At 70.4% G+C, this 18275-nt stretch carries 14 protein-coding genes and 1 tRNA gene; 6 read left to right on the top strand and 9 right to left on the bottom strand.

The window, feature by feature from the left end; genetic code table 11:
• Positions 1–248: 248 nt before the first annotated feature.
• Positions 249–1715, bottom strand: a complete 1467-nt coding sequence (locus ACWEV0_RS03700) for an MFS transporter (protein WP_453146134.1) — start codon at positions 1713–1715, stop codon at positions 249–251.
• A 191-nt stretch (positions 1716–1906) separates the two neighbouring features.
• On the opposite strand from ACWEV0_RS03700, the gene ACWEV0_RS03695 reads away from it, so the two are divergent.
• From ACWEV0_RS03695 to ACWEV0_RS03685, 3 genes are all read left to right on the top strand, one after another.
• Positions 1907–1980, top strand: a tRNA-Cys gene (locus ACWEV0_RS03695).
• A 329-nt stretch (positions 1981–2309) separates the two neighbouring features.
• Positions 2310–3557: a sensor histidine kinase gene (locus ACWEV0_RS03690; RefSeq protein WP_453146132.1), complete on the top strand. Its 1248-nt coding sequence runs from the start codon at positions 2310–2312 to the stop codon at positions 3555–3557.
• A complete protein-coding gene (locus ACWEV0_RS03685) occupies positions 3545–4195 on the top strand; it encodes a response regulator (protein ID WP_453146131.1) in 651 nt (216 codons plus the stop codon). Before ACWEV0_RS03690 ends, ACWEV0_RS03685 begins: the two co-directional genes overlap by 13 nt.
• 103 nt (positions 4196–4298) lie before the next feature.
• Here the strand turns inward: ACWEV0_RS03685 and ACWEV0_RS03680 are convergent, their stop codons facing one another.
• The 8 genes from ACWEV0_RS03680 to ACWEV0_RS03645 form a co-directional block, all read right to left on the bottom strand.
• Complete coding sequence (locus ACWEV0_RS03680; RefSeq protein ID WP_453146130.1) at positions 4299–4931, bottom strand: hypothetical protein; 633 nt, start codon at positions 4929–4931, stop codon at positions 4299–4301.
• A gap of 34 nt (positions 4932–4965) precedes the next feature.
• The gene (locus ACWEV0_RS03675; RefSeq protein ID WP_453146129.1) at positions 4966–7305 is read right to left on the bottom strand and encodes a hypothetical protein; all 2340 of its coding nucleotides are present in this window, start codon (positions 7303–7305) and stop codon (positions 4966–4968) included.
• A 21-nt stretch (positions 7306–7326) separates the two neighbouring features.
• On the bottom strand, positions 7327–7749 hold the full coding sequence (locus ACWEV0_RS03670) for a hypothetical protein (RefSeq protein ID WP_453146127.1): 423 nt from the start codon (positions 7747–7749) through the stop codon (positions 7327–7329).
• Between the two features lie 242 nt (positions 7750–7991).
• Positions 7992–8597 carry a hypothetical protein gene (locus ACWEV0_RS03665; RefSeq protein WP_453146126.1) on the bottom strand — a complete coding sequence of 202 codons (606 nt, stop codon included), beginning with the start codon at positions 8595–8597 and terminating at the stop codon, positions 7992–7994.
• Between the two features lie 52 nt (positions 8598–8649).
• Entirely contained in the window at positions 8650–9117 is a 468-nt protein-coding gene (locus ACWEV0_RS03660) for a hypothetical protein (RefSeq protein WP_453146125.1), read from the bottom strand.
• The gene (locus ACWEV0_RS03655; protein ID WP_453146123.1) at positions 9114–9755 is read right to left on the bottom strand and encodes a hypothetical protein; all 642 of its coding nucleotides are present in this window, start codon (positions 9753–9755) and stop codon (positions 9114–9116) included. Before ACWEV0_RS03655 ends, ACWEV0_RS03660 begins: the two co-directional genes overlap by 4 nt.
• Before the next feature lie 11 nt (positions 9756–9766).
• Positions 9767–12085: a hypothetical protein gene (locus ACWEV0_RS03650; RefSeq protein WP_453146122.1), complete on the bottom strand. Its 2319-nt coding sequence runs from the start codon at positions 12083–12085 to the stop codon at positions 9767–9769.
• A 39-nt stretch (positions 12086–12124) separates the two neighbouring features.
• On the bottom strand, positions 12125–12541 hold the full coding sequence (locus tag ACWEV0_RS03645; protein WP_453146120.1) for a hypothetical protein: 417 nt from the start codon (positions 12539–12541) through the stop codon (positions 12125–12127).
• Between the two features lie 301 nt (positions 12542–12842).
• Between ACWEV0_RS03645 and ACWEV0_RS03640 the strand changes: the two genes are divergently transcribed.
• The 3 genes from ACWEV0_RS03640 to ACWEV0_RS03630 all read left to right on the top strand — a co-directional run bounded on the left by ACWEV0_RS03640 (position 12843) and on the right by ACWEV0_RS03630 (position 18271).
• Positions 12843–13772, top strand: coding sequence for a serine/threonine protein kinase (locus ACWEV0_RS03640; protein ID WP_453146118.1), 930 nt, complete (start codon positions 12843–12845; stop codon positions 13770–13772).
• A gap of 150 nt (positions 13773–13922) precedes the next feature.
• Positions 13923–16136, top strand: coding sequence for a protein kinase domain-containing protein (locus ACWEV0_RS03635; protein ID WP_453146116.1), 2214 nt, complete (start codon positions 13923–13925; stop codon positions 16134–16136).
• 50 nt (positions 16137–16186) lie between these two features.
• Positions 16187–18271 (top strand): protein kinase domain-containing protein, encoded by a 2085-nt coding sequence (locus ACWEV0_RS03630; RefSeq protein WP_453146114.1) that lies wholly within the window; start codon positions 16187–16189, stop codon positions 18269–18271.
• Positions 18272–18275 lie beyond the last annotated feature (4 nt).

Here is an 18275-nt window from a genome sequence, read left to right as displayed (position 1 = left end):
TGCCGCGGCACCTTGAGAGAGTCCTCACACCGCTTCCGAAACACCTCCCGGATCCGTGCTCACGGCGGCACGGCGGACTGACGGCGGGCTTCCCGAAACGCCTCCTGGACCGTTGTCACGGCGCCACGGCGGACTGACGGCGGGCTCTCCCGAAACGCCTCCTGGACCGTTGTCACGGCGCCACGGCGGACTGACGGCGGACTGACGGCGGGCTGTGGGGGCCGTTTCCCGGGCGGGCCCGATGCGGACTACTCCCCCGCCGCCCGGAGCCGGGTCGCGACCCACGCGCCGACCGCCGCCACGACCGCCATCGGCACGAAGACGGCGGCGAAGGCGGCGGGGTGCCCACCGCCCACCACGGCGCCGTCGGCGACGGCGTGCCCGACCGCTCCCCCGCCGAGCGCGGCGAAGGCGGCTCCGCCGGCCGCGAGCAGCAGGACGTTGGACAGGCCGTCGGAGATCTGGAGGGCGGCGGAGTTCACGCCGGCCTCCTCCGGCGGGGAGAGCTTCAGGAGCAGCACGCTCGTGGAGGCGATCGCGATGCCCATCCCGAAGCAGCCGAAGGCCCAGGCCACGGCCACCACCCACACCGGCACGGCGTCGATCAGGACACTCGGCGCGGCGAGGATGCTGAGCGCGACGAGCACCATGCTGCCCGCCACGAGGCGCTCACGGTACGGCTCGGTGCGCGGCCGGGACTGCACCCACGAACCGAGCGCCCAGGTCAGACCGCCGACGGCGAGCGAGAGCCCGGCGAGCGTGGGGCTGAGGCCACGCTGGGTGACGAGCATCAGGGGTACGAAGGACTCGGCCGCGATGAAGGACCCGGCGGCGACCCCGCGCAGCAGGATCACGGCCGGCAGCCCGCGGGCCGCGCGGTACGTGCCGCGCGGCAGCAGCCCCCGCACCGCCGGGACGAGCAGCGCCGCGCCGGCCGCGGCGGGCAGCAGCGACAGCCAGCGCAGCTCCTGCCCGGCGTACTGCAGCAGCGCCGCGCCCAGCGAGATCCCGAGCGCGAGCCGGATCCGCCGCGCGTCCCACCCGGGCACGGGCGCGTCGGGGTCGGCGGGCCCGGAGGCGGTCCGCCGTATCGCGGGCAGCGCGAGCGCCAGCGGGAACACGACCAGGACCGGGATGCCGACGAATACCCACCGCCACCCCAGCTGCTCGGTGATCGTCCCGGACGCCAGCGGCCCCACGACGGACGGCACGACCCACCCGGCGGCGAACGCCGCGATCATCGCGGGCCTCAGGTGCTCCTCGTACGCCCGGCTGATCACCACGTACAACGCCACGATCACCAGGCCGCCGCCGAACCCCTGCACGGCCCGCCCCAGGATGAACATCCACATCGCCCCGGCCGTCCCGGAGAGCAGCAGCCCCGCCGCGAAACAGCTCATCCCGACGGCGAGCGGCGCGAGCGGCCCGCCCCGGTCCGACCACTGCCCCGCCAGCACCATCCCGAACAGGCTCGTCGTGAAGTACGCCGAGAACGCGAACGCGTACAGCGACACCCCGTCCAGCTCCCGCGCCGCCACCGGCATCGCCGTCCCGACCGCCGTCGCCTCGAACGCGATCAACAGCACGACGGAGACGATCCCGATGCTGAGCGCCCGATGAGCCCGGTCGAGCACGGATCCGCCGCCGTGTGTGGGGGTCGGCGCGGCGGCGGGGGGCGGTGCGACATCGGTGTCGCGGGGTTCGAGGGCACTCATACGCCTCAGAGTAAGGGCCGTGCGCAGATTTGACCCCTGTCGATGGTCGCACCCGCGCTCCCTCCATGGTCGTAAGACCGACGCGCCGATCCGGTCCCCTGTGAACGCCGTATGGCAGTCGTATTGCGGCCCGGGCGAAACCGTTGAGCTGCCGGCCGCCCCCCGCCTAACGTCTTTCTCGTCACCACGACGACCGTGTGCCCGAATGGTCAGGGGCTCGCCTGCAAAGCGAGTTACGTCGGTTCGATTCCGATCACGGTCTCCAGCGCCTTGGCCAGGCAAACGGAGAGGGCGGCATCCCAGGAGGGGTGCCGCCCTGTTGTCCGTCCGTCTCAGTTCCCGTCTCGTAGTGGCCCTTCCCCGCCAGCAAGCTGACCCATGGGGCTTGCAGGAAATGACGATGCTCACCGGGGCACGGTGCCTGTTCCACCGGGCCCGGCCTGCCTGCCGGCGGCCGGCAGAAGCCGACCTGCCGACCCGAGATGCTGTCCGCCCACAGGCCGAGATCGAGATCGACAGCTGGTACTAGGTTCACCATCAGACCGGGTGCAGGCTCCATGGCACCGTCCTCCTGCGGTGCCCTAGCGTCGTGCCATGACCATTCCAGCTGGACTGAGACGCACGGTCCTCCGGGCGCGGCGGGACACCGGCTTTCTAGCCGCTGGTGTGCTGCCGCACCTGGCGCTGGTGCCCGTGTGGGCCTGGGCGGCGACGACCACCGCCAGGACGGGGAACTGGCTCCTCACGGTTTCCGTGTCGGCCGCCCTGGTCCTGCTCTGCACCCCGGTGCTGACGGTCGTTCAGCGGGCTCGCTACCGAGTGCTCATCGGTGTGGACGTCCCTCGGCTCACCCCCACCGCGCCGGAACGAAGGACGTGGGCCTCGACCGCCCGGTGGCTCGCGGCGACGCGGCCCTGGCGCAAGATCGGCTACCACCTCCTGCTGGGCCCGCTGCTCGCGCTGCTGGAGCTGCTGGTGCTCGTGCTGGCGGCGGCGGGCCTGGCGGGCGTCATCGTCTACGCCTGGTCATGGGCGCTGCCGACCGGAATCCGCCAGGACTGGTTCGGTTACCTGGCCCAGCTGCCGATCTACACAGCGGCTGGACTCCTCCTCCTGGGCGTCCTGCCCTGGACCGCGCGGGCAGTGGCCCGGGCCGAGGCGCGGCTGGCGTTGGGCCTGCTCGGGCCCAGCCGGGCGCAGCGGCTCCAGGAGCGGGTCGATCAGCTGGCCGTGAGCCGGACCGACTTGATCGAGGCCGTCGACGACGAGCGCCGCCGGATCGAGCGCGACCTGCACGACGGCACCCAGCAGCGGTTGGTGTCCCTCGCGGTCAACCTGGGTCTGGCCATTGCCAACCGCCCGGACCTGCCGAGTGATGCCCGCGAGGTGATCACGAGAGCGCACCTGGAGGCGAAGGAGGCGATCGCCGAACTCAATGACCTGGTGCGGGGGCTGCACCCGGCCGTGCTCGAGGACCGGGGTCTGGACGCGGCGTTGTCCGGGCTGGCTGCCCGCACGCCCCTGCCGGTGCGGCTGCGGGTCGATCTGGAGGAGCGGGTGGCGCCCAACGCGGAGTCGGTCGCGTACTTCGTGATCTCCGAGGCACTGACCAATGCGACGAAGCACGCCAACGCGACGCGTGCGGAGGTGACAGTCCGCCGGGTCGGCGAGGTGCTGCGAGTGCGCGTCAGCGACGACGGGCTGGGCGGTGCCGACGCCGCCGCCGGCACGGGGCTGGCCGGGCTGGCCAAGCGGGTCGGCTCCCTCGACGGGGCCTTCCACGTCAGCAGCCCCGTTGGCGGGCCCACCACCATCACCGCGGAGCTGCCGTGCGCGCGGTGATCGCCGAGGATTCGGTGCTGTTGCGCGTCGGCCTGGTCAACGTGCTGGAGACGGGCGGGTTCCAGGTCGCCGCGGAAGCCGGCGACGCGGAAGGGCTGTTGGCGGCAGTGGCGGAGCACCGGCCCGAACTCGCCCTGATCGATGTTCGGATGCCGCCCGGCTTCACCGACGAGGGGGTGCGGGCGGCGATGGAGATCCGTCGGCGCTGGCCCGGGACGGCGGTGGTGCTGCTTTCGCAGTACGTGGAGGAGCGGTACGCGGCTGACCTGCTGTCCGCGAACACCAGCGGTGTGGGCTACCTGCTCAAGCAGCGGGTTCCCGATGTCGCCGACTTCGTGGCGGCGGTCCGGCGGGTGGCGGACGGCGGCACGGCCCTGGACCCGCAGGTCGTCGCCCAGTTGTTGCTGCGGCGCGACAGCGACCCGCTCGCGCGGCTGACTCCCCGCGAACGGGAGGTGCTCGGCCTGATGGCCGAGGGGCGCTCCAATGCCGGCATCGCGCAGGCGCTGGTGGTCAGCGAGAGCGCCGTGGCCAAGCACATCAACAACATCTTCGCCAAGTTGGACCTGCCCGTGGTCGACGCGGACCACCGCCGCGTCCTGGCCGTGCTGCGGTTCCTCGGAGTGTCCCGGGCCTGAGCTTCCCATCCGTGATCACGATCTACGGCTGGAGTACTGCCGGGCAAACGCGCGGCTCTGCTGCGGGGAGCCGCCCCCGTTGTCTTTGCTGCCTGCGGTCTTGCTACTTGGGCGTGAGGAGGGGCTTGTCGAGGAGTCCGGCGTTGTTCCGGCAGCCGAGCTTCTTGACGACGGCGAGGGTGACGGAGTGGAGGATGGTGAGGTTGGCTTCGCGGACGGCGGGGGTGTCGGGCAGCTTGGATCGGTTGAAACGGAGCATCCCGATGATTCGGGCGTGTTCGTCCTCGGATCCCTTGAGCCGGGGGCTGGAACATTCGACGAACAGGTAGGCCGCCTTCGGTCCGGACTGCGCCTCCTTGCCCATGACGTAGGGATGCAGGTTGATGGCCTGGGTGTCGCCGAACAGCTCGTTGTCGCGATAGCGACCGAAGGAGATGTCGATCCGGTCCTGGTTGTCGGGAAGCTGAACATTGCACATCGCCCGACTCGGGGTCCGCCGCCATCCCTCGGCGTGATCCTCGGTGAGCTGCTGCACCACCCGGTCCAGGCCGCCTCTGGGATCATGGACAAACTTCGTGGTCTTCAGCACCGTCGCAAGGGCACGGGCCGCATCGGGTGAGAGCGTGTCGTCGCACTGCTGCATGGCTGTGACCCGCCGCTCCTCAGATTGGTCACCACCACCGCAGGCTGTGGCGAGGAGGCCCAGGGCCAGCACCGAGGCGATGCGCTTGGCCATTGGCCGTGCTGAAGTCCTCGCCGTGATCTCGTGATCAGCTCGTCTGCGGAGCATTGCCGACCTTCCCCGCGAAGGAATTGCCGTCCGAGTAGCCAATGCTCACGGACTCGATGAGATCCTGCTCGAGGTCACCGCTCACATGCGAACGGTGTTCTTCGATGAAGTGCGACATCGGCGAGTCGGCGCTGTACCTGCCGCCCAGGTAGACGGCCCTCTTGTCCTCGTGGATCTTGTCTTCCGAGGACTCCTTGTGGTCGTCTACGGACTTGTCGGACCAGTCTCCGATGACCTGTCCCGCCAGCGTTTCCATTGCGCTGGAGCCAGTGTCGACCGCGAGCGGGACGACGATCGCGGCTGCCCCCGCGGCAGCGGCTGTGGCCGGCAGGAAGGCCACACCGGCCGCGATGGCGGCCGTGGTGCCGAACTCCACCCAGGCAGCCTTCTTCTCCTGCTCCTTCTCGTAGTCCTCGAGGGCCTTCACGCCCTCGGCCTCGATCTGCTTCGCGCGAGAATCGTCCAGCAGCCCCTGGAGGTAGCCGCCGGTGCGCACGGACTCCCGGGCATGCGCTTCGTTGATCCGTCCGTCAGGTCCGACCTGGTCCTCCAGCACACTGGTGGTGTAAAGGCGCTCGGCCGTGGAGATCGTGGCGTAGGCGTCCGGGTGCTGCCCCAGGGCACTCAGGAAGTTGATCGCGCCCTGCTGTCCGAATTCCGGGTGAAGCGCCAAGTCCGCGTGTGGCGCATAAACGCTTGATGGCTTGTTGTCCGTCAGTGCCCAGTTGAGGTCGTCGACATAGCCAGCAGCCATGTTGCCGAGGCTGTCCGCCATCGAAGACTGGTGCTTCTTGAGGAGCCCTGCGTCGCCGCCGTACTTGTCGACGACGCTGGCCATGATCTGAGCCGTTGCCGCGTCCCTGTTGAGCTCGGGCCTCGGGTCGTCCCACGCGTGGCCGAGCGTCGCCGCTTCCAACGCGTGCCCGAGGGCGTCCGGCATGTAGTCCGCCGACTTCTTCATGGCGTCGGGGTCGTGGCCGTCGATGTCGGGGAAGAACTCGTACTTCTCGTTGGCGAAGAAGTCGAGGTAACCCTCGACGTCCTTGCCGTCCTTGTCCTTGCCGAGGCTGAGCGTGCCGCCGACGCTGCCGTCCCTCTCGTACGCCGTCGGCGCGGCCGAGAAGAACTCCTTCGCTGCCTCCGGGCTGTGCCCGAGCGCCTCCAGCATCGGGATCATCGGGTCGAAGCCCGAGCCGTTGACGCCGGACGGGTTGTACTGGTTCTGCAGCCCGCCGCCCATCATCGGCTTGCCGCCTGCGAAGAGGTACGGGTCCGTGGCGTGCAACTGAGTGACGTGCTCGGCGATCGGCACCAGGAACTTCGGGTCGTAGTTCCCGTACCGCATGATGCCGCCGAGCAGCTGGTAGCCGAACGCCGGGTTGTTGTCGTACTTGGCGAGCGGGATGCGCTCGGTGCCGAGCCTCCGCATCTCGGTGGACCAGTGCTCGGTCCACTTGTCGCCACCCTGGGTCGCCGTGGCGAGGTTGAGGCCCAGGTTCTTCTGCAGCGCCTGGACGTCTGCCAGGCGCTGCTTGTCCAGCTGACCGGTGTCGTCGTCGCACGTGTCGGTGGACAGCTGCCCGAAGAACTCCAGCGCGCCCTTCGCGCCCAGAGCGCCGTAGAACGCCCTGGAGAACTCCTTCGAGTTCTTGTTGTCGCCGAGCAGGTCGTTGAGGCGTGCCAACTCCTCATGCGAGAGGTCCCGGCCCTGCCGGGCCAGGTCGACCGCGCGCTGGGCCTCCTCGGCATCCAGGCTGGTGTACTTCGGCGCGCTGAAGTCGTGCTTGTTCCCGGTGATGTCGGCGCGGAGCGCGTTCGCGCAGGCCACGTCGGCGTCGTCGCAGTTCTCGAGGATGGCGTCGATGCGGTGGCGCAGCACCGCGATGTCGGCGCGCTGCTTGCGGATGGCTTCGGCATGGACCTCGTCGTAGTCCGCGACGACGTCCCGCTCCAGCGAGTACGCGGCTTCGACGGTTCCGTTGCCCCTCACCACCAGGCCCTGGTGCGGCGCCTCCGTCTCGACGATCTTCGTGAGGTCGTCCTTTGCTTTCCTGAAGGCCTGGTAGCCGTCCTGGAGGACCCTGTGGATGCCGTCGGCCGCCTTCGCCGCGTCCGTGAACTCCTTGGCGGTCTTGTCGATGAAGGGCTTCGTCACCTCGGCGTTGACGCCGCGCCAGTAGTCGTCCTTGGCTTTGGCGGCCATCGTCGTACGGGCGTCCTCGGCGAGGGTGTCCAGCTTGGCCTTCATCTCGGACCAGCGGTCGGCGGCGGCCTTCATCTTGTCGAGCGGCGCCTGGTACACGTTGTCAAAGGTCAGCACGGTGTGTCCCTCCCCGCCGGCTTACTTGAAGTACTCGCTGATCCTGGAGACGGCGAGGGCCGCTCTGATCTCCTCGTCGTCCTTCACATGGGCGGCCGCGCTGTAGTCCAGGTGGTTGGAGATGTGCGCGCACGCGTCGAGCAGCGTACAGAGCTGGGAGGACCAGATCTCCTGGACCTCCGCCATGGCCGAACCCGTCCGGAAACCGTGCTTCGACAGGCCGCCCGCGGCCTCCACCGTGTCGCTGCCCGCGTGCTTCCCGTCCTTCAGCAGCCGCCCGTGCAGCTCGTACGCGGCATGCCCGATCGCCCCCAGGTGGTCCTGTCGCACCTTGAGGTCGGACCCACCGCCTCCGCCGGGACCTGCGGGCGCCTGGTTCAGCCGCATGCTCACGCGGGCCGCCGCGGCGCTGCGCTCGGTGGCCCATTCCTCGTCGAACGACACGATTCCCCCCGGCGGTTACCCGCGTGGCTCGGTGGAGTCTTCCCTTCCGGAGGGCCGGAGTTTACTCATGCACACGGGTTCGGTGAGACGACGACGTCAAGAACGCGCCTCGTACGGAGGGCCGTTCACCAGGCCGTCTTCCGTACAGCCTCACTCTTGGAGCAGGTGAGATACGCCCCATGGTGGGCCTCAGTGGCGAAGGCGTGTACTCCGGACGTGTACGGGGGCGTCCTACCCCTATGTCAGCTCGCTGCGGCCGGTACGCCGTCCACCAGCTTGTCGTCCAGGCAGCCGAGCTCCTTGGAGATGTGCCGGCCAGCAGCATTGGCAAGGGTGATGAGCTCGGTGCGCCGCCGCAGGTTCGACTCGTCCAGACCGGCGGGTGCACGGACGTCCGTCTCAATGACGATGCCCTTCGCCGGCGGCTTGAGGTGGCAGGTGAAGTACACCTCGCCGTGGACGACGGTGGCGAAGGCCTGCACCCCGGAGTTGTACCAGGTGGTCATGTGCGCGAGCCGGGGATCGCGCCCAGGTGCCCTCGGCACTCCCTTGACCATGATGCGGAAGGTCGGCTTCTCAGGCCCTGTCGGCAGCAACCCGCAATACGTGTAGCCGTCCAGTCGGGTCGGGTCGTCCTGGCCCACTCGAATGGCGTCGCGGAGCCCTTCCAGAGCCTTGTCCGGGTCGGAGAAGTCGTCCTCAAACCGATCCGACTCCATCACCGCCTTCAGCGCCGCCGTAGCAGCGGGCTCCTTCGCGAACCCCCGGCACACATCGGTCGCCGCCGTGCGCTCCGGCTCACGCGGCTCGCCATCACCGTTCGAGCAGCCGGAGAGCAAGGTCGCCATCGCCGCCGCCATGGTTACGGCGGCTCGGCCGGGTCCCAGCACATTCCGCATGTCAGCCCTTCACCGCGGCCGGCACACCGTCGACCAGCTTCGTGTCCTGGCAGCCCAGCTTGACGGCCATGGTGCGAGCGGCCGCGTTAAGCACCGTGATCTGGTGGACGGCGATGTCCTGGTCGCTCAGGGAGATCTTGTTCATCCGCTCCAGATCGGCGCCGATGATCAGATCCCTCGCGGATGTGCTACGCCCCATCTCTTCCGTCGAGAGCTCGCCGTTCGCTTCCTTCAGCACCTTCAGCGCGGCCTCCGGCTCGGACCAGTCGCCCAAGAGAGCGTCATCGCCGATCAGCGCGGTGAGCGCGTTCTGCGTCGGGCCGCTCTTCGCGGACCCGCCGCACACCTCCGCTGCCGAGCGCCCCTTCGCAGTCGCCCCGTCGCCACTCCCGCCGGAGCAGGCAGTCGCCGACACCAGCACGAGCGGGGCATCGGCCATCAGCCGCCGCCGTCCCAGGAAGCGCGTCACGAACCCGGCACCGGCGCCGGCACCCCCTGCGCCAGCTTGTCGTCCACGCAGCCGAGCTCCTTGGAGATGTGCCGGGCGGCGGCATTGGCGAGCGTGACCAGCTGCGTGCGCCGCCGCGGGTCGGTGTCATCACGGCCCGCCGGCGCCCGGACCGCAGTCTCGATCACTTCTGGGTGATCCGTTGCCTTGAGCCGACATGCAAAGAACACCTTGCCGTGGGTCCCCGTGGCATAGGCCAGTTCCCCTGAGGTGAACCACGTGGCCCCTAGCCCGGGATCCCTGCCTGGCGCTTTCCCGGCCACGGCGCGCACATCGACGGCGAAGTCCTCATCCGTAATGCCCGGGCCGGCGGGCAGGAGCCAGCAGTACGTGTAGCCCTGGGGTCGACGGGCGTCCTCCAGTCCCGTTTGCACGAACTCTCGAAGGTACTTCAGCGCCTTCTCCGGCTGGGACAGGTCCTCAGTGAAGCGCTCGCTTCCCATCAGTGCCTTCAGCGCAGCCGTGGACCCCTTCGCGAATCCACCGCATACCTCGGCTGCGGCCGTCCCCTCCGGCTGCTCCGGATTGTCACTCCCGCCGTCAGAGCAGCCGGCGAGCATCGCAGCTACGGCCACGACTGTCCCGATCCTGGTCAGCACCGTCCGCAAGGTCAGTCCTTCTCGTAAGGGTCGGGCAGTACGTTGTCATGACCGTGAGTACGCGAATTCTTGACGACCTCGATCAAGTTCTCGTCGAGGTAGTTCCGTTGCGCCTCGCTCCAGCCAGGAGCCAGGCGGTAGGCAATGCCGGGCTTGAGCGAGTTCTGCTTGCCCTCGTTCAGCGCTTGCTCCTTCAGCTTGTCCGAGCTCTCCTTGAGGTCCTTGTCCTTCTCGTACCCCTCGGCGACGTCGTCGGCCTCCATGCCGAGGAACGTCACCACTGCGCCGCCCACCGTCTCGGTGGCTAGCGGGACGAGTGCGCCGCCCGCACCACCGGTCAGCGCCGCGACGCCGCCTGCGGCCACCGCGCCGACGCCGAACTTGACCCACTCGGTCGTCTTGCCGACGGCCTTCTTGTGCTCTTCGGAGTCATGCTCGTAGTCCTTGTCGATCTGCTCCATGCGGCACTCGTCCAGGATTCCCTGCGTCTCCGAGCCGATGCGCAGGGTCGTCTGTGCATCGGTGAGATTCATGCCGGTCAGCTGTGAGCCGGGCTTGGGGCCGACCTCGTCCAGGACGCTCGACGTGTAGAGCATCTCGGCCTGCGAGAGCGTGGTGTGTCCGGTCTCGCTCTGTGCCACGGTGCCCAGGAAGTTGATCGCGTCGCCCCGGTTCCAGAGGAGCTTGGTGTCGAACTCCTTGCCGAAGCGCGAGTGCCCGTCCTTGTCGTTGAAACCGAAGGGCGAGTTCTCCTTCTCCTGCATGTCCGTGTCGAAGTCCGTCTCCATCGACCGGTTGAACTCGTCGATGTAAGCCGCCCCCATCTTCCCCAGGCTGTCGTCGATCCCCGGCTGCTCGTGCATGTACTTCGGGTCGCTCCCGTACCGCTCCACGACCTTCTGCATGACCTCGGCGTTGTCCTTCGTCCGTACGTCCTTCAGGCCCTCCGGGTCCGCGTCGTACGGGTGCCCGGTCGTCGCCGATTCCAGGGCGTGGCCGAGGGCGTTGTAGCCCGGCTCCTTCGACATGTCGCCCTTGTCGGTGAGCTCGTCGGGCCACTTGCGGTCCTTGGAGAAGTAGTCGAAGGCGTTGAGCTTCTTGTCGTCGGACGTGTTGTCGGGCGTGAGGTCGATGTCGCTGTTGAAGAAGTCCGTCGACGCCTCGGGGTTGTGGCCGAGGGCCTCCATGAAGCCGATCATGGGGTCCTGGCCCATGTCGCCGCCCTGCCAGTTGACGTGGTTCATCATGCCGCCGGTGGTGGCCCAGGCGCGGTCGGCGGGGAGGCGGCCGTCGTAGGTCATCTTGCGTTCGGTGGCGACGAGGCTGTTGCCGTAGTCCTTGAGGAACTTGTCGTCGAAGTCGCCGACGCGCATCAGGCTGCTCATGACCTGGAAGCCGTACGGGTGGGTGCCGCGGGTCTGGATGGGCTCGGCGCCGGCCTTGATCAGGTCGGCCTTCCACTGTTCCATCTCCGGGCTGTGGGAGTTGGTCGCGGAGGCGAGCGTGAGGCTCCAGTTCTTCTGGAGTTCGGCCAGCTTGTCGCGGTGGTCGACGCCGAGGCGGGAGCCGTCGCTGGGGTCACCCATGTCGGCCCAGTACTGCATGCTGCCCTTCGGCCCGACCTCCAGGGCGAACCGCTCGGCGAAGTACGGGTCGTCCGCGTTCGCCTTGAAGAGGGCGTTGAGCTTGTCGATGTCCGCCGGCGAGGCGTCGTCGCCCTTCTTGTAGATCTCGTACGCGGTCTTGGCGTCCTCCGCGTCCTGGGCCTTCGACGCCGCCTTGAGCGAGTCGTAGCTGGTGTCGGAGAAGTTGTTCTTGTCGCTGCCGACGAGCCCGCGCAGGGCGCGCGAGGCGACGTCGTCGGCGTCGTTGGCCTTGTCGAGGGCGGACTTGATCTCCGCGCGCGTCGCGTCGAAGTCGGCCTCGGTGGGCTTGGGGCCGTCGTAGTCCTTGGAGCGCCTGTCGGGGTGGATGAGATAGCCGACGGTGCCGTTGGCGTCGATGCGGATGCCCTTGGCCGGCGCGCCCTCGACCACCTTCTCCAGCGCGCTCTTGGCTGCCTTGAACTCGCTGCTCGCGTCCCGCAGGACGTTGCGGATGCTGGTGGCCTCGGTGAGGGCGTCGCCGAACTCCTTGGCGGTCTTGCGTACGAACGCCTGCGTGACGCCCGCGTTCTCGCCCTTCCAGTTCGCCTTGTCGGCCTTCACCCGCAGGCCGTTCTCCGCCTTCTCCTTCGTCTTCTCCAGCTTGGTCACCGTCTCCGACCAGGCCGTGACGGCCTCGTCGAGACCGCCGAACGTGGCGTGCAGCAACTGATCGAACTTCAGCATCTGAATCCCTCACCAAGGGCCGGGCGGGCAGGCCGCGGCTTACTTGAAGTGGTCGTTGATCAAGGACACGGAGAAGTTGGTGACCAGCTGCTCCTCGTGGTTCACGTGCGTGATCACGGTGTCTTCGAGATGGTTGTGGATGTGCGCGCAAGCGCTCAGCAGCGTCTCCGCCTGCGTCCGCCACGTGTCCCACATGGTCCACATCGCCGCCCCCGTCAGGAACCCGTCCTTGTCCAGGGCCTTCGCCGCCGTGTCCGTCTGCGCGCCGGCGTGGAACGCGTCGGCCTCGAACCAGTGGAACAGCTCCTGCGCCTCGTTGCCGACCGCCTTCAGGTCGGGGGCCGTCACGACGTAGTCGTCGCCACCGCCGCTTCCGCCACCCGGGCCGTCCGGCACGCTGTTCAGCCGCATGGCCGCGGCCTCGCGCAACTGGCGCCACTCTTCGTCGAACGACATGCTTCCCCCGCGTGTGCTTCAGCTTCACATCAGCAAGCGTGTTGGGCTACGGAACGTGGCAATCCTAGTGCAGCAGGCCCCAAGTGGAAGCGCCTTCCCCTTCAACAGCCGATCACAACCAGTCCCGCTCGCAAATCCGGCAAGTGCCCACATACGGCGGGGAGGTGGGCCGGCCGGTGGTCGGCAGTCGGGTTCATCACGCCACGAACGCAGCACACACGCACGGATACAGCGTGAACTTCCCCTCGTCAGCCCTTGGATAGGCTCCTTCTGCTCGGGGCGCACTACAGGGGGATCGCACATGGAACAGCCGTATCGTCTCGTCACCCGCCTCGATCCGCCCCACACCGCCCCACCACCCCCCTGCCGACGCTTCGTCGCGCGATCGACGGATCGGGGCACGGACCGTACGGTGCTTCTCACCGTCTCCCTCCCCGGCACCGACCCGGCCCTGTTCCGCGCGGAGGCCGAGGCGGCGCAGCGTGTGTCCGCCCCATGGACTCTGCCGGTGACGGAGATCGGAGGCGCGAACCCGGTCGGAGGCGTCGCGGACGCCGTCGGAGACGCGTGGTACGCCACCCCCTACGTCCCCGCGCTTCCCCTCCCCGTCGCCCTGGCCGTGCACGGTGGCCCCTTGGCGGAGAGGACGGTCCGGGTCATCGGCGCGGCCCTCGCCGAGACGCTCGCCGCGCTGCACGCCCAGGGCGTCACGCACGCGGGAGTGTCCCCGGCGGCCGTGCTGCTCACGGCGGACGGCCCGCGGCTCACCTGTTTCGGCGCGGCGCGGACGACGGGCCGCGTCGAGTCAGCGGGCCGCGTCGAGGCGACAGACCGCGTCGAGACGACGGACCGCATCGATCGGGAAGCGCAGGCCCCGGAGCGGGCGACGGGCGGGCTGCCGCGGCCACCGGGCGACATCCACGGACTGGGGACGGTGCTCGCGTACGCCGCGACCGGCCACGCCGTCCCGGAGCGCGACGAACTGCCGCCCGCCCTGCGCCCCGTGATCAGCGCCTGCCTGACCCGCGACCCGGCACACCGGCCGGACGCCGCCGCGCTGCTCCCGGCGCTCGCGCCGCCGACCCCGCACGAGACGGTGCTCGGGTCGGCGTCATCGCTGCTCGCACCGGGCTGGCTGCCGGCCCGCGTCGTGGCGGCGCTGGCCCACCAGTCCGCGGCGCTGCTCTCGGCCGATCTGACGGAACCCCACCGGACCTCGGCCCGGAACTGACCTCGAACTCGACGCGGACCTCGACCCGGACCTCGCCCCGGAACTGACCCCGACCTCGACCCGGGCCTCGACCCCGAACTCGATACTCGACCCGGGCCTCGACCCCGAACTCGAACTCGAACCCGACCCGGAACTGACCCAGAACTGACGATGCTCTCGCCTCTCACGCACGACGACCCGTCGGCCATCGCCGCGTACCACCTGCTCGCCCGGCTCGGCTCGGGAGGCATGGGCACGGTCTATCTCGCCCGGTCGCCGGGCGGTCGTACGGTCGCCCTGAAGACCCTGCACGCCCGCCTGGCCGCCGACCCGGCGTCCCGCACCCGCTTTCGCCTGGAGACGGACGCGGCCCGCGTCATCGGCGACCGGCACGGCGCGGCCGTCTTCGACGCGGACCCGCTGGCCGAGACGCCGTGGCTGGCCACGGAGTACGTCCTCGGCCCGCCCCTCGACGAGGCGGTGGCCCTCGCGGGCCCGCTCCCCGAGCCGACGGTCCGCGCCGTGGGCGCCGCGCTCGCCGGGGCGCTGCGGCAGCTGCACTCCTCCGACGTGGTGCACCGCGACCTGAAGCCGTCCAACATCCTCGTCACGGCCCACGGCCCGAAGCTGATCGACTTCGGCATCGCCCGTGCGGCCGGCGACGACCGTCTCACCAGCACGGGCACGGCGGCCGGCACCCCCGCGTACATGTCCCCGGAGCAGGCCTCGGGCCAGGAACACACTCCGGCGGGGGACGTGTTCGCCCTGGCCGGTGTCCTGCTCTTCGCGGCGACCGGCCGCGCGCCCTTCGGTACGGGCGCCCCGGCGGACCTGCTCTACCGCGTTCGCTACGCCGACCCCGACCCCGAGGCCCTGGCCTCCCTCCCACCGTCCCTCCGCCCCCTCCTCACCGCCTGCCTGGCCAAGGATCCCGCGGCACGCCCGACCACCGATGTGCTCGTCGCCGAACTCCATGACGGCCACGGCGAGTTCGCCGACCATCTGCCGGCGCCCCTGCTCACCGCCATCGCCCGTCGCGCCACCGACGTGTGGCACCCCCTCCCGGCCCGGCTGCCGGCCCCGGCGGAGGATCCGTACGCGCGGACGGCGGCCGCGCCGGCGGTGCCGTCCGCGTCCCGCCCGGCGCGCCTCTCCCGCCCGGCGCGCCTCTCCCGCCGCGGCCTCCTCGCTCTGGGCGGGGGCGCGGTGCTCGCCGCCGCGGGCACCGGAGCGGGCGTCTGGGCCTGGCAGCGCGAGGAGCCCCGCCCCCAGCCCAAGCTGCCGACCGCTCCCCTGCTCGGCTCGGCCCCGGACTCGCTGTGGAGCTCGAACATGGCCACCCCGAGCGAGGACGAGCGAGGCTTCCCGATGGTCGTCGGCGACCAGGTCGCGCTGGTCGCCGGGGTGGGCGTCGTGTTCAACGACGTGGCGTCCGGCAAGGCCAACGGGGTCTGCTCGGTGGAGACGACGCCCTGGACCGCGGTCTCCGACGGCGACGCCGTCCTCGTCGTCCCCCGCAAGATGGAGGACGTCCACCACGACCTGGTGGTGCACACCGTCGACGCACAGCGGTACCAGCTGCGGCAGCCCGGCATCAGGGTCAGGGGCCTCAACGCCAACATGTACGCCACCCAACTGCTGTGCGCGGCCGACGGGGTGCTCTACCTGGCCGGCGCGACCGGCACCCGGACGGCCCTGGGCTCCCACCTCCTCCTGGCCGTCGACACCCGCACGGGCAAGGAGCTGTGGCGCACGGCGTTCGGCAGCCCCACGAAGGACGACCGCCGGATGGTCGCGGCCGCGGCGGCCCGCGGGAACCGGCTGATCACGTTCGAGGTGGACAACGAGTTCGGCGGCACGACCCGGCTCGCGGCCCGCGACACGCGGACCGGGGCGGTCCGCTGGCAGAAGGACCTTCAACTGCCCCACAAGGCGGCCGCATCCAACCTGCCCTGCCTGGACGAGACCCATGTCTACGTGGGCGGCGCCGACCTCTCGGCGTACCGGCTCGACGACGGCACCCGGACCTGGCAGCAGCGGATCGCCGGAACGGTCCCGTTCTCCGCGCCCGCGCTCCGGGACGGGACGGTGTACTCCGTTGCCGAGGGTGGTGCGTACGCCGTGGCGGCGGACTCCGGGACGAAGCTCTGGCAGGAGCGCGCCGCCAGGACCAACCCCGCCCTCAGCACCACCGATCAGTGCCTCGCGGTGGGCCCGGGGCAGCTGTTCTACCGGTCGGAACTCGGCCTCGCGGCAGTGGACCTGAAGAGCCGGCGCCGGTCCTGGGTCTATCAGACGGACGCCGACCACCTCGTGGAACTGCGTGACAAGGGACGGATGTTCGGCGTCGGGCAGGGCTTCCTGATCGCCCTGCCGCTGAAGTGACATCGCCCTGCCGCTGAAGTGACGATGACCATGACAGGACGTGACACCCCGTGAATCCCCTCGGCTTCGGCGACCCGCTCCGGCTCGGTCCGTACCGTCTCCTCGGCGTGCTGGGCGAGGGCGGCATGGGCAAGGTGTACCTCGCCGCCGGAGCGGACGGCCGCCCCGCCGCGGTCAAGGTCCTGCGCCCCGAACTCGCCCACGACCACCACCTGGCCCAGCGTTTCGTACGGGAGGCGCACACCGCCCAGGCGGTCACGAGCCCCGGCGTGGCGCGGGTCCTCGGCGCGGAGGTGGAGGGCGGGCGGCCCTGGATCGCCACCGAGTTCCTGGCCGGCCCCACCCTCGACCAGGCCGTCGACCGGCACGGTCCGCTCGACGAGCCGACCGTACGGGCGCTGGCCGCGGCGCTCGGCAGGACCTTGCGGGACATCCACGCGGCGGGACTGATCCACCGCGACATCAAACCGGCCAACATCGTGCTCACCTCGGACGGCCCCCGGGTGATCGACTTCGGCATCGCCCGCCCCGAACACGGCCTCACCCTCACCACCACCGGCCAGATCCCGGTCACCCCCGGGTACGGGGCCCCCGAGCAGGTGCTCGGCCGGCGGGTGACGGGGGCCGCGGACGTCTTCTCGCTGGGCGCGGTGCTCGCGTACGCCGCCACGGGCCGGCGGGCGTACGACGGACCGCACGTGGCGGCCGTGCAGTACGCGGTCGTGCACGAGCAGCCGGACCTCACGGGCCTGCCTCCCGCCCTGCACCAGCTGATCGCCCCCTGCTTCCAGCACGACCCGGCGCTGCGACCGACGCCCGCGCAGATCGTCCAGGCCTTCGCGCCGGACCGACCGGACGGACCGGACCGGAAGGCGCGCGAGGTGTGGCGTCGGGGACCGTTGCGGGAGGAGGTGAGGCGGCGGGAGGCCGAGATCCGCCGGCACACCGCGGCGGCCGCCGCGACCGCCGCGAGCGCGGTGGAGTCCGCCCCGAACCGGCGCCGATTCCTCACGGTCTGGGGTGCGGGCGGCGCCGCCCTCCTGGCCGGCGCCGGAGTCACCGCCTGGTGGCTGGGCGGCCGGGAGGAGTCCGCGCTGCCGCCGGCGTCCGACGCCCCGGACGCCCCCCTCCTGGAGCAGGCGAACGCGGGCATTCGCCCCACCCCCCTCTGGGGGCCGCTCGACGCCGCCGCCTCGGGCCCGCTCCCGACCCCGGTGGTCCTGCGGGACGTGGTGATCTTCGCGGCACGGGACGGTGGGCTCACGGCCCTGAAGGTGGTCGACGGCTCGACCAAGTGGACGCTGCCGGAGCTGTCCGCTCGCGCCCGCCAACTCGCCGTGAACGAGGACGACTTCGCCGCCGCTGACGCATCCGGCGGGCTTGTCGTCCGTAACGCCTCCACGAGCGCGGAGCGATGGTCGGTGCCGGACGCGGACGTCGCGTTCCTGCTCGCCGCCGCGCCCGAGGGCATCTACTTCCTCACCACCAAGGGGCAGCTGCGCGCCGTCGACACCGCCACGCGGCGGATCCGCTGGACGGTCGCCTCCGACGAGAGCGCCAAGGACACCACGGGCCCGCTCGCGGCTGTGGGCCGGAGCCGTCTCGCCCTCTCGGGGACGGGCGGCGACTTCACCGTTCTGGACACGGTGACCGGCCGCACGGCCTGGCAGTTGAAGGCCCAGTCGACGCAGCCCCTCCAGCCGGCCGTCGAGAACGACACGGTCTACCTCGGCGGCCGCACCCTCACCGCCCGCACCCTCACCACCGGCAAGCGGCTCTGGGCGCTGGACAGCCACGGCGAGTGGGGGCCGCCGGCCCTCGACCCGGACGGCCTGACGGCGACGAACGGAGGCCTCGCCTACCGCTACAAGAAGGACGGCACCCGCGACGAACTGTGGATCGCCACCCTGAACAGCCCCTACCCGTCCCAGCAGCCCCCGGTCTCCCAGGGCGACTGCATCTGGGTGATCGAGGGCGACTTCGAGACCGCCGGTGTCTCCGGCCTCTCCAGGTCCCGCAAGGACCGGGTCTGGACGTACGAACGCGAGAACTCCGGGCCCTGGGCGATGACGGCGGCCGGGAACCGCGTGTTCCTCATCAGCAAGGGCAAGGTGGTGGCGATGCCGACGTTCTGACGAA

The organism is Streptomyces sp. NPDC003943 (assembly GCF_053605265.1).
Note: the sequence above shows the minus strand (reverse complement) of the source record. Positions and strands in the feature narration are given on the sequence as shown.

What these genes read in the sequence shown, in the direction of transcription:
- ACWEV0_RS03645 (WP_453146120.1), bottom strand. Translation starts at nt 12,541, where the DNA reads ATGTCGTTCGACGAAGAGTGGCGCCAGTTGCGCGAGGCCGCGGCCATG.
- ACWEV0_RS03665 (WP_453146126.1), bottom strand. Translation starts at nt 8,597, where the DNA reads ATGGCGACCTTGCTCTCCGGCTGCTCGAACGGTGATGGCGAGCCGCGT.
- ACWEV0_RS03635 (WP_453146116.1), top strand. Translation starts at nt 13,923, where the DNA reads ATGCTCTCGCCTCTCACGCACGACGACCCGTCGGCCATCGCCGCGTAC.
- ACWEV0_RS03640 (WP_453146118.1), top strand. Translation starts at nt 12,843, where the DNA reads ATGGAACAGCCGTATCGTCTCGTCACCCGCCTCGATCCGCCCCACACC.
- ACWEV0_RS03680 (WP_453146130.1), bottom strand. Translation starts at nt 4,931, where the DNA reads ATGGCCAAGCGCATCGCCTCGGTGCTGGCCCTGGGCCTCCTCGCCACA.
- ACWEV0_RS03650 (WP_453146122.1), bottom strand. Translation starts at nt 12,085, where the DNA reads ATGCTGAAGTTCGATCAGTTGCTGCACGCCACGTTCGGCGGTCTCGAC.
- ACWEV0_RS03700 (WP_453146134.1), bottom strand. Translation starts at nt 1,715, where the DNA reads ATGAGTGCCCTCGAACCCCGCGACACCGATGTCGCACCGCCCCCCGCC.
- ACWEV0_RS03690 (WP_453146132.1), top strand. Translation starts at nt 2,310, where the DNA reads ATGACCATTCCAGCTGGACTGAGACGCACGGTCCTCCGGGCGCGGCGG.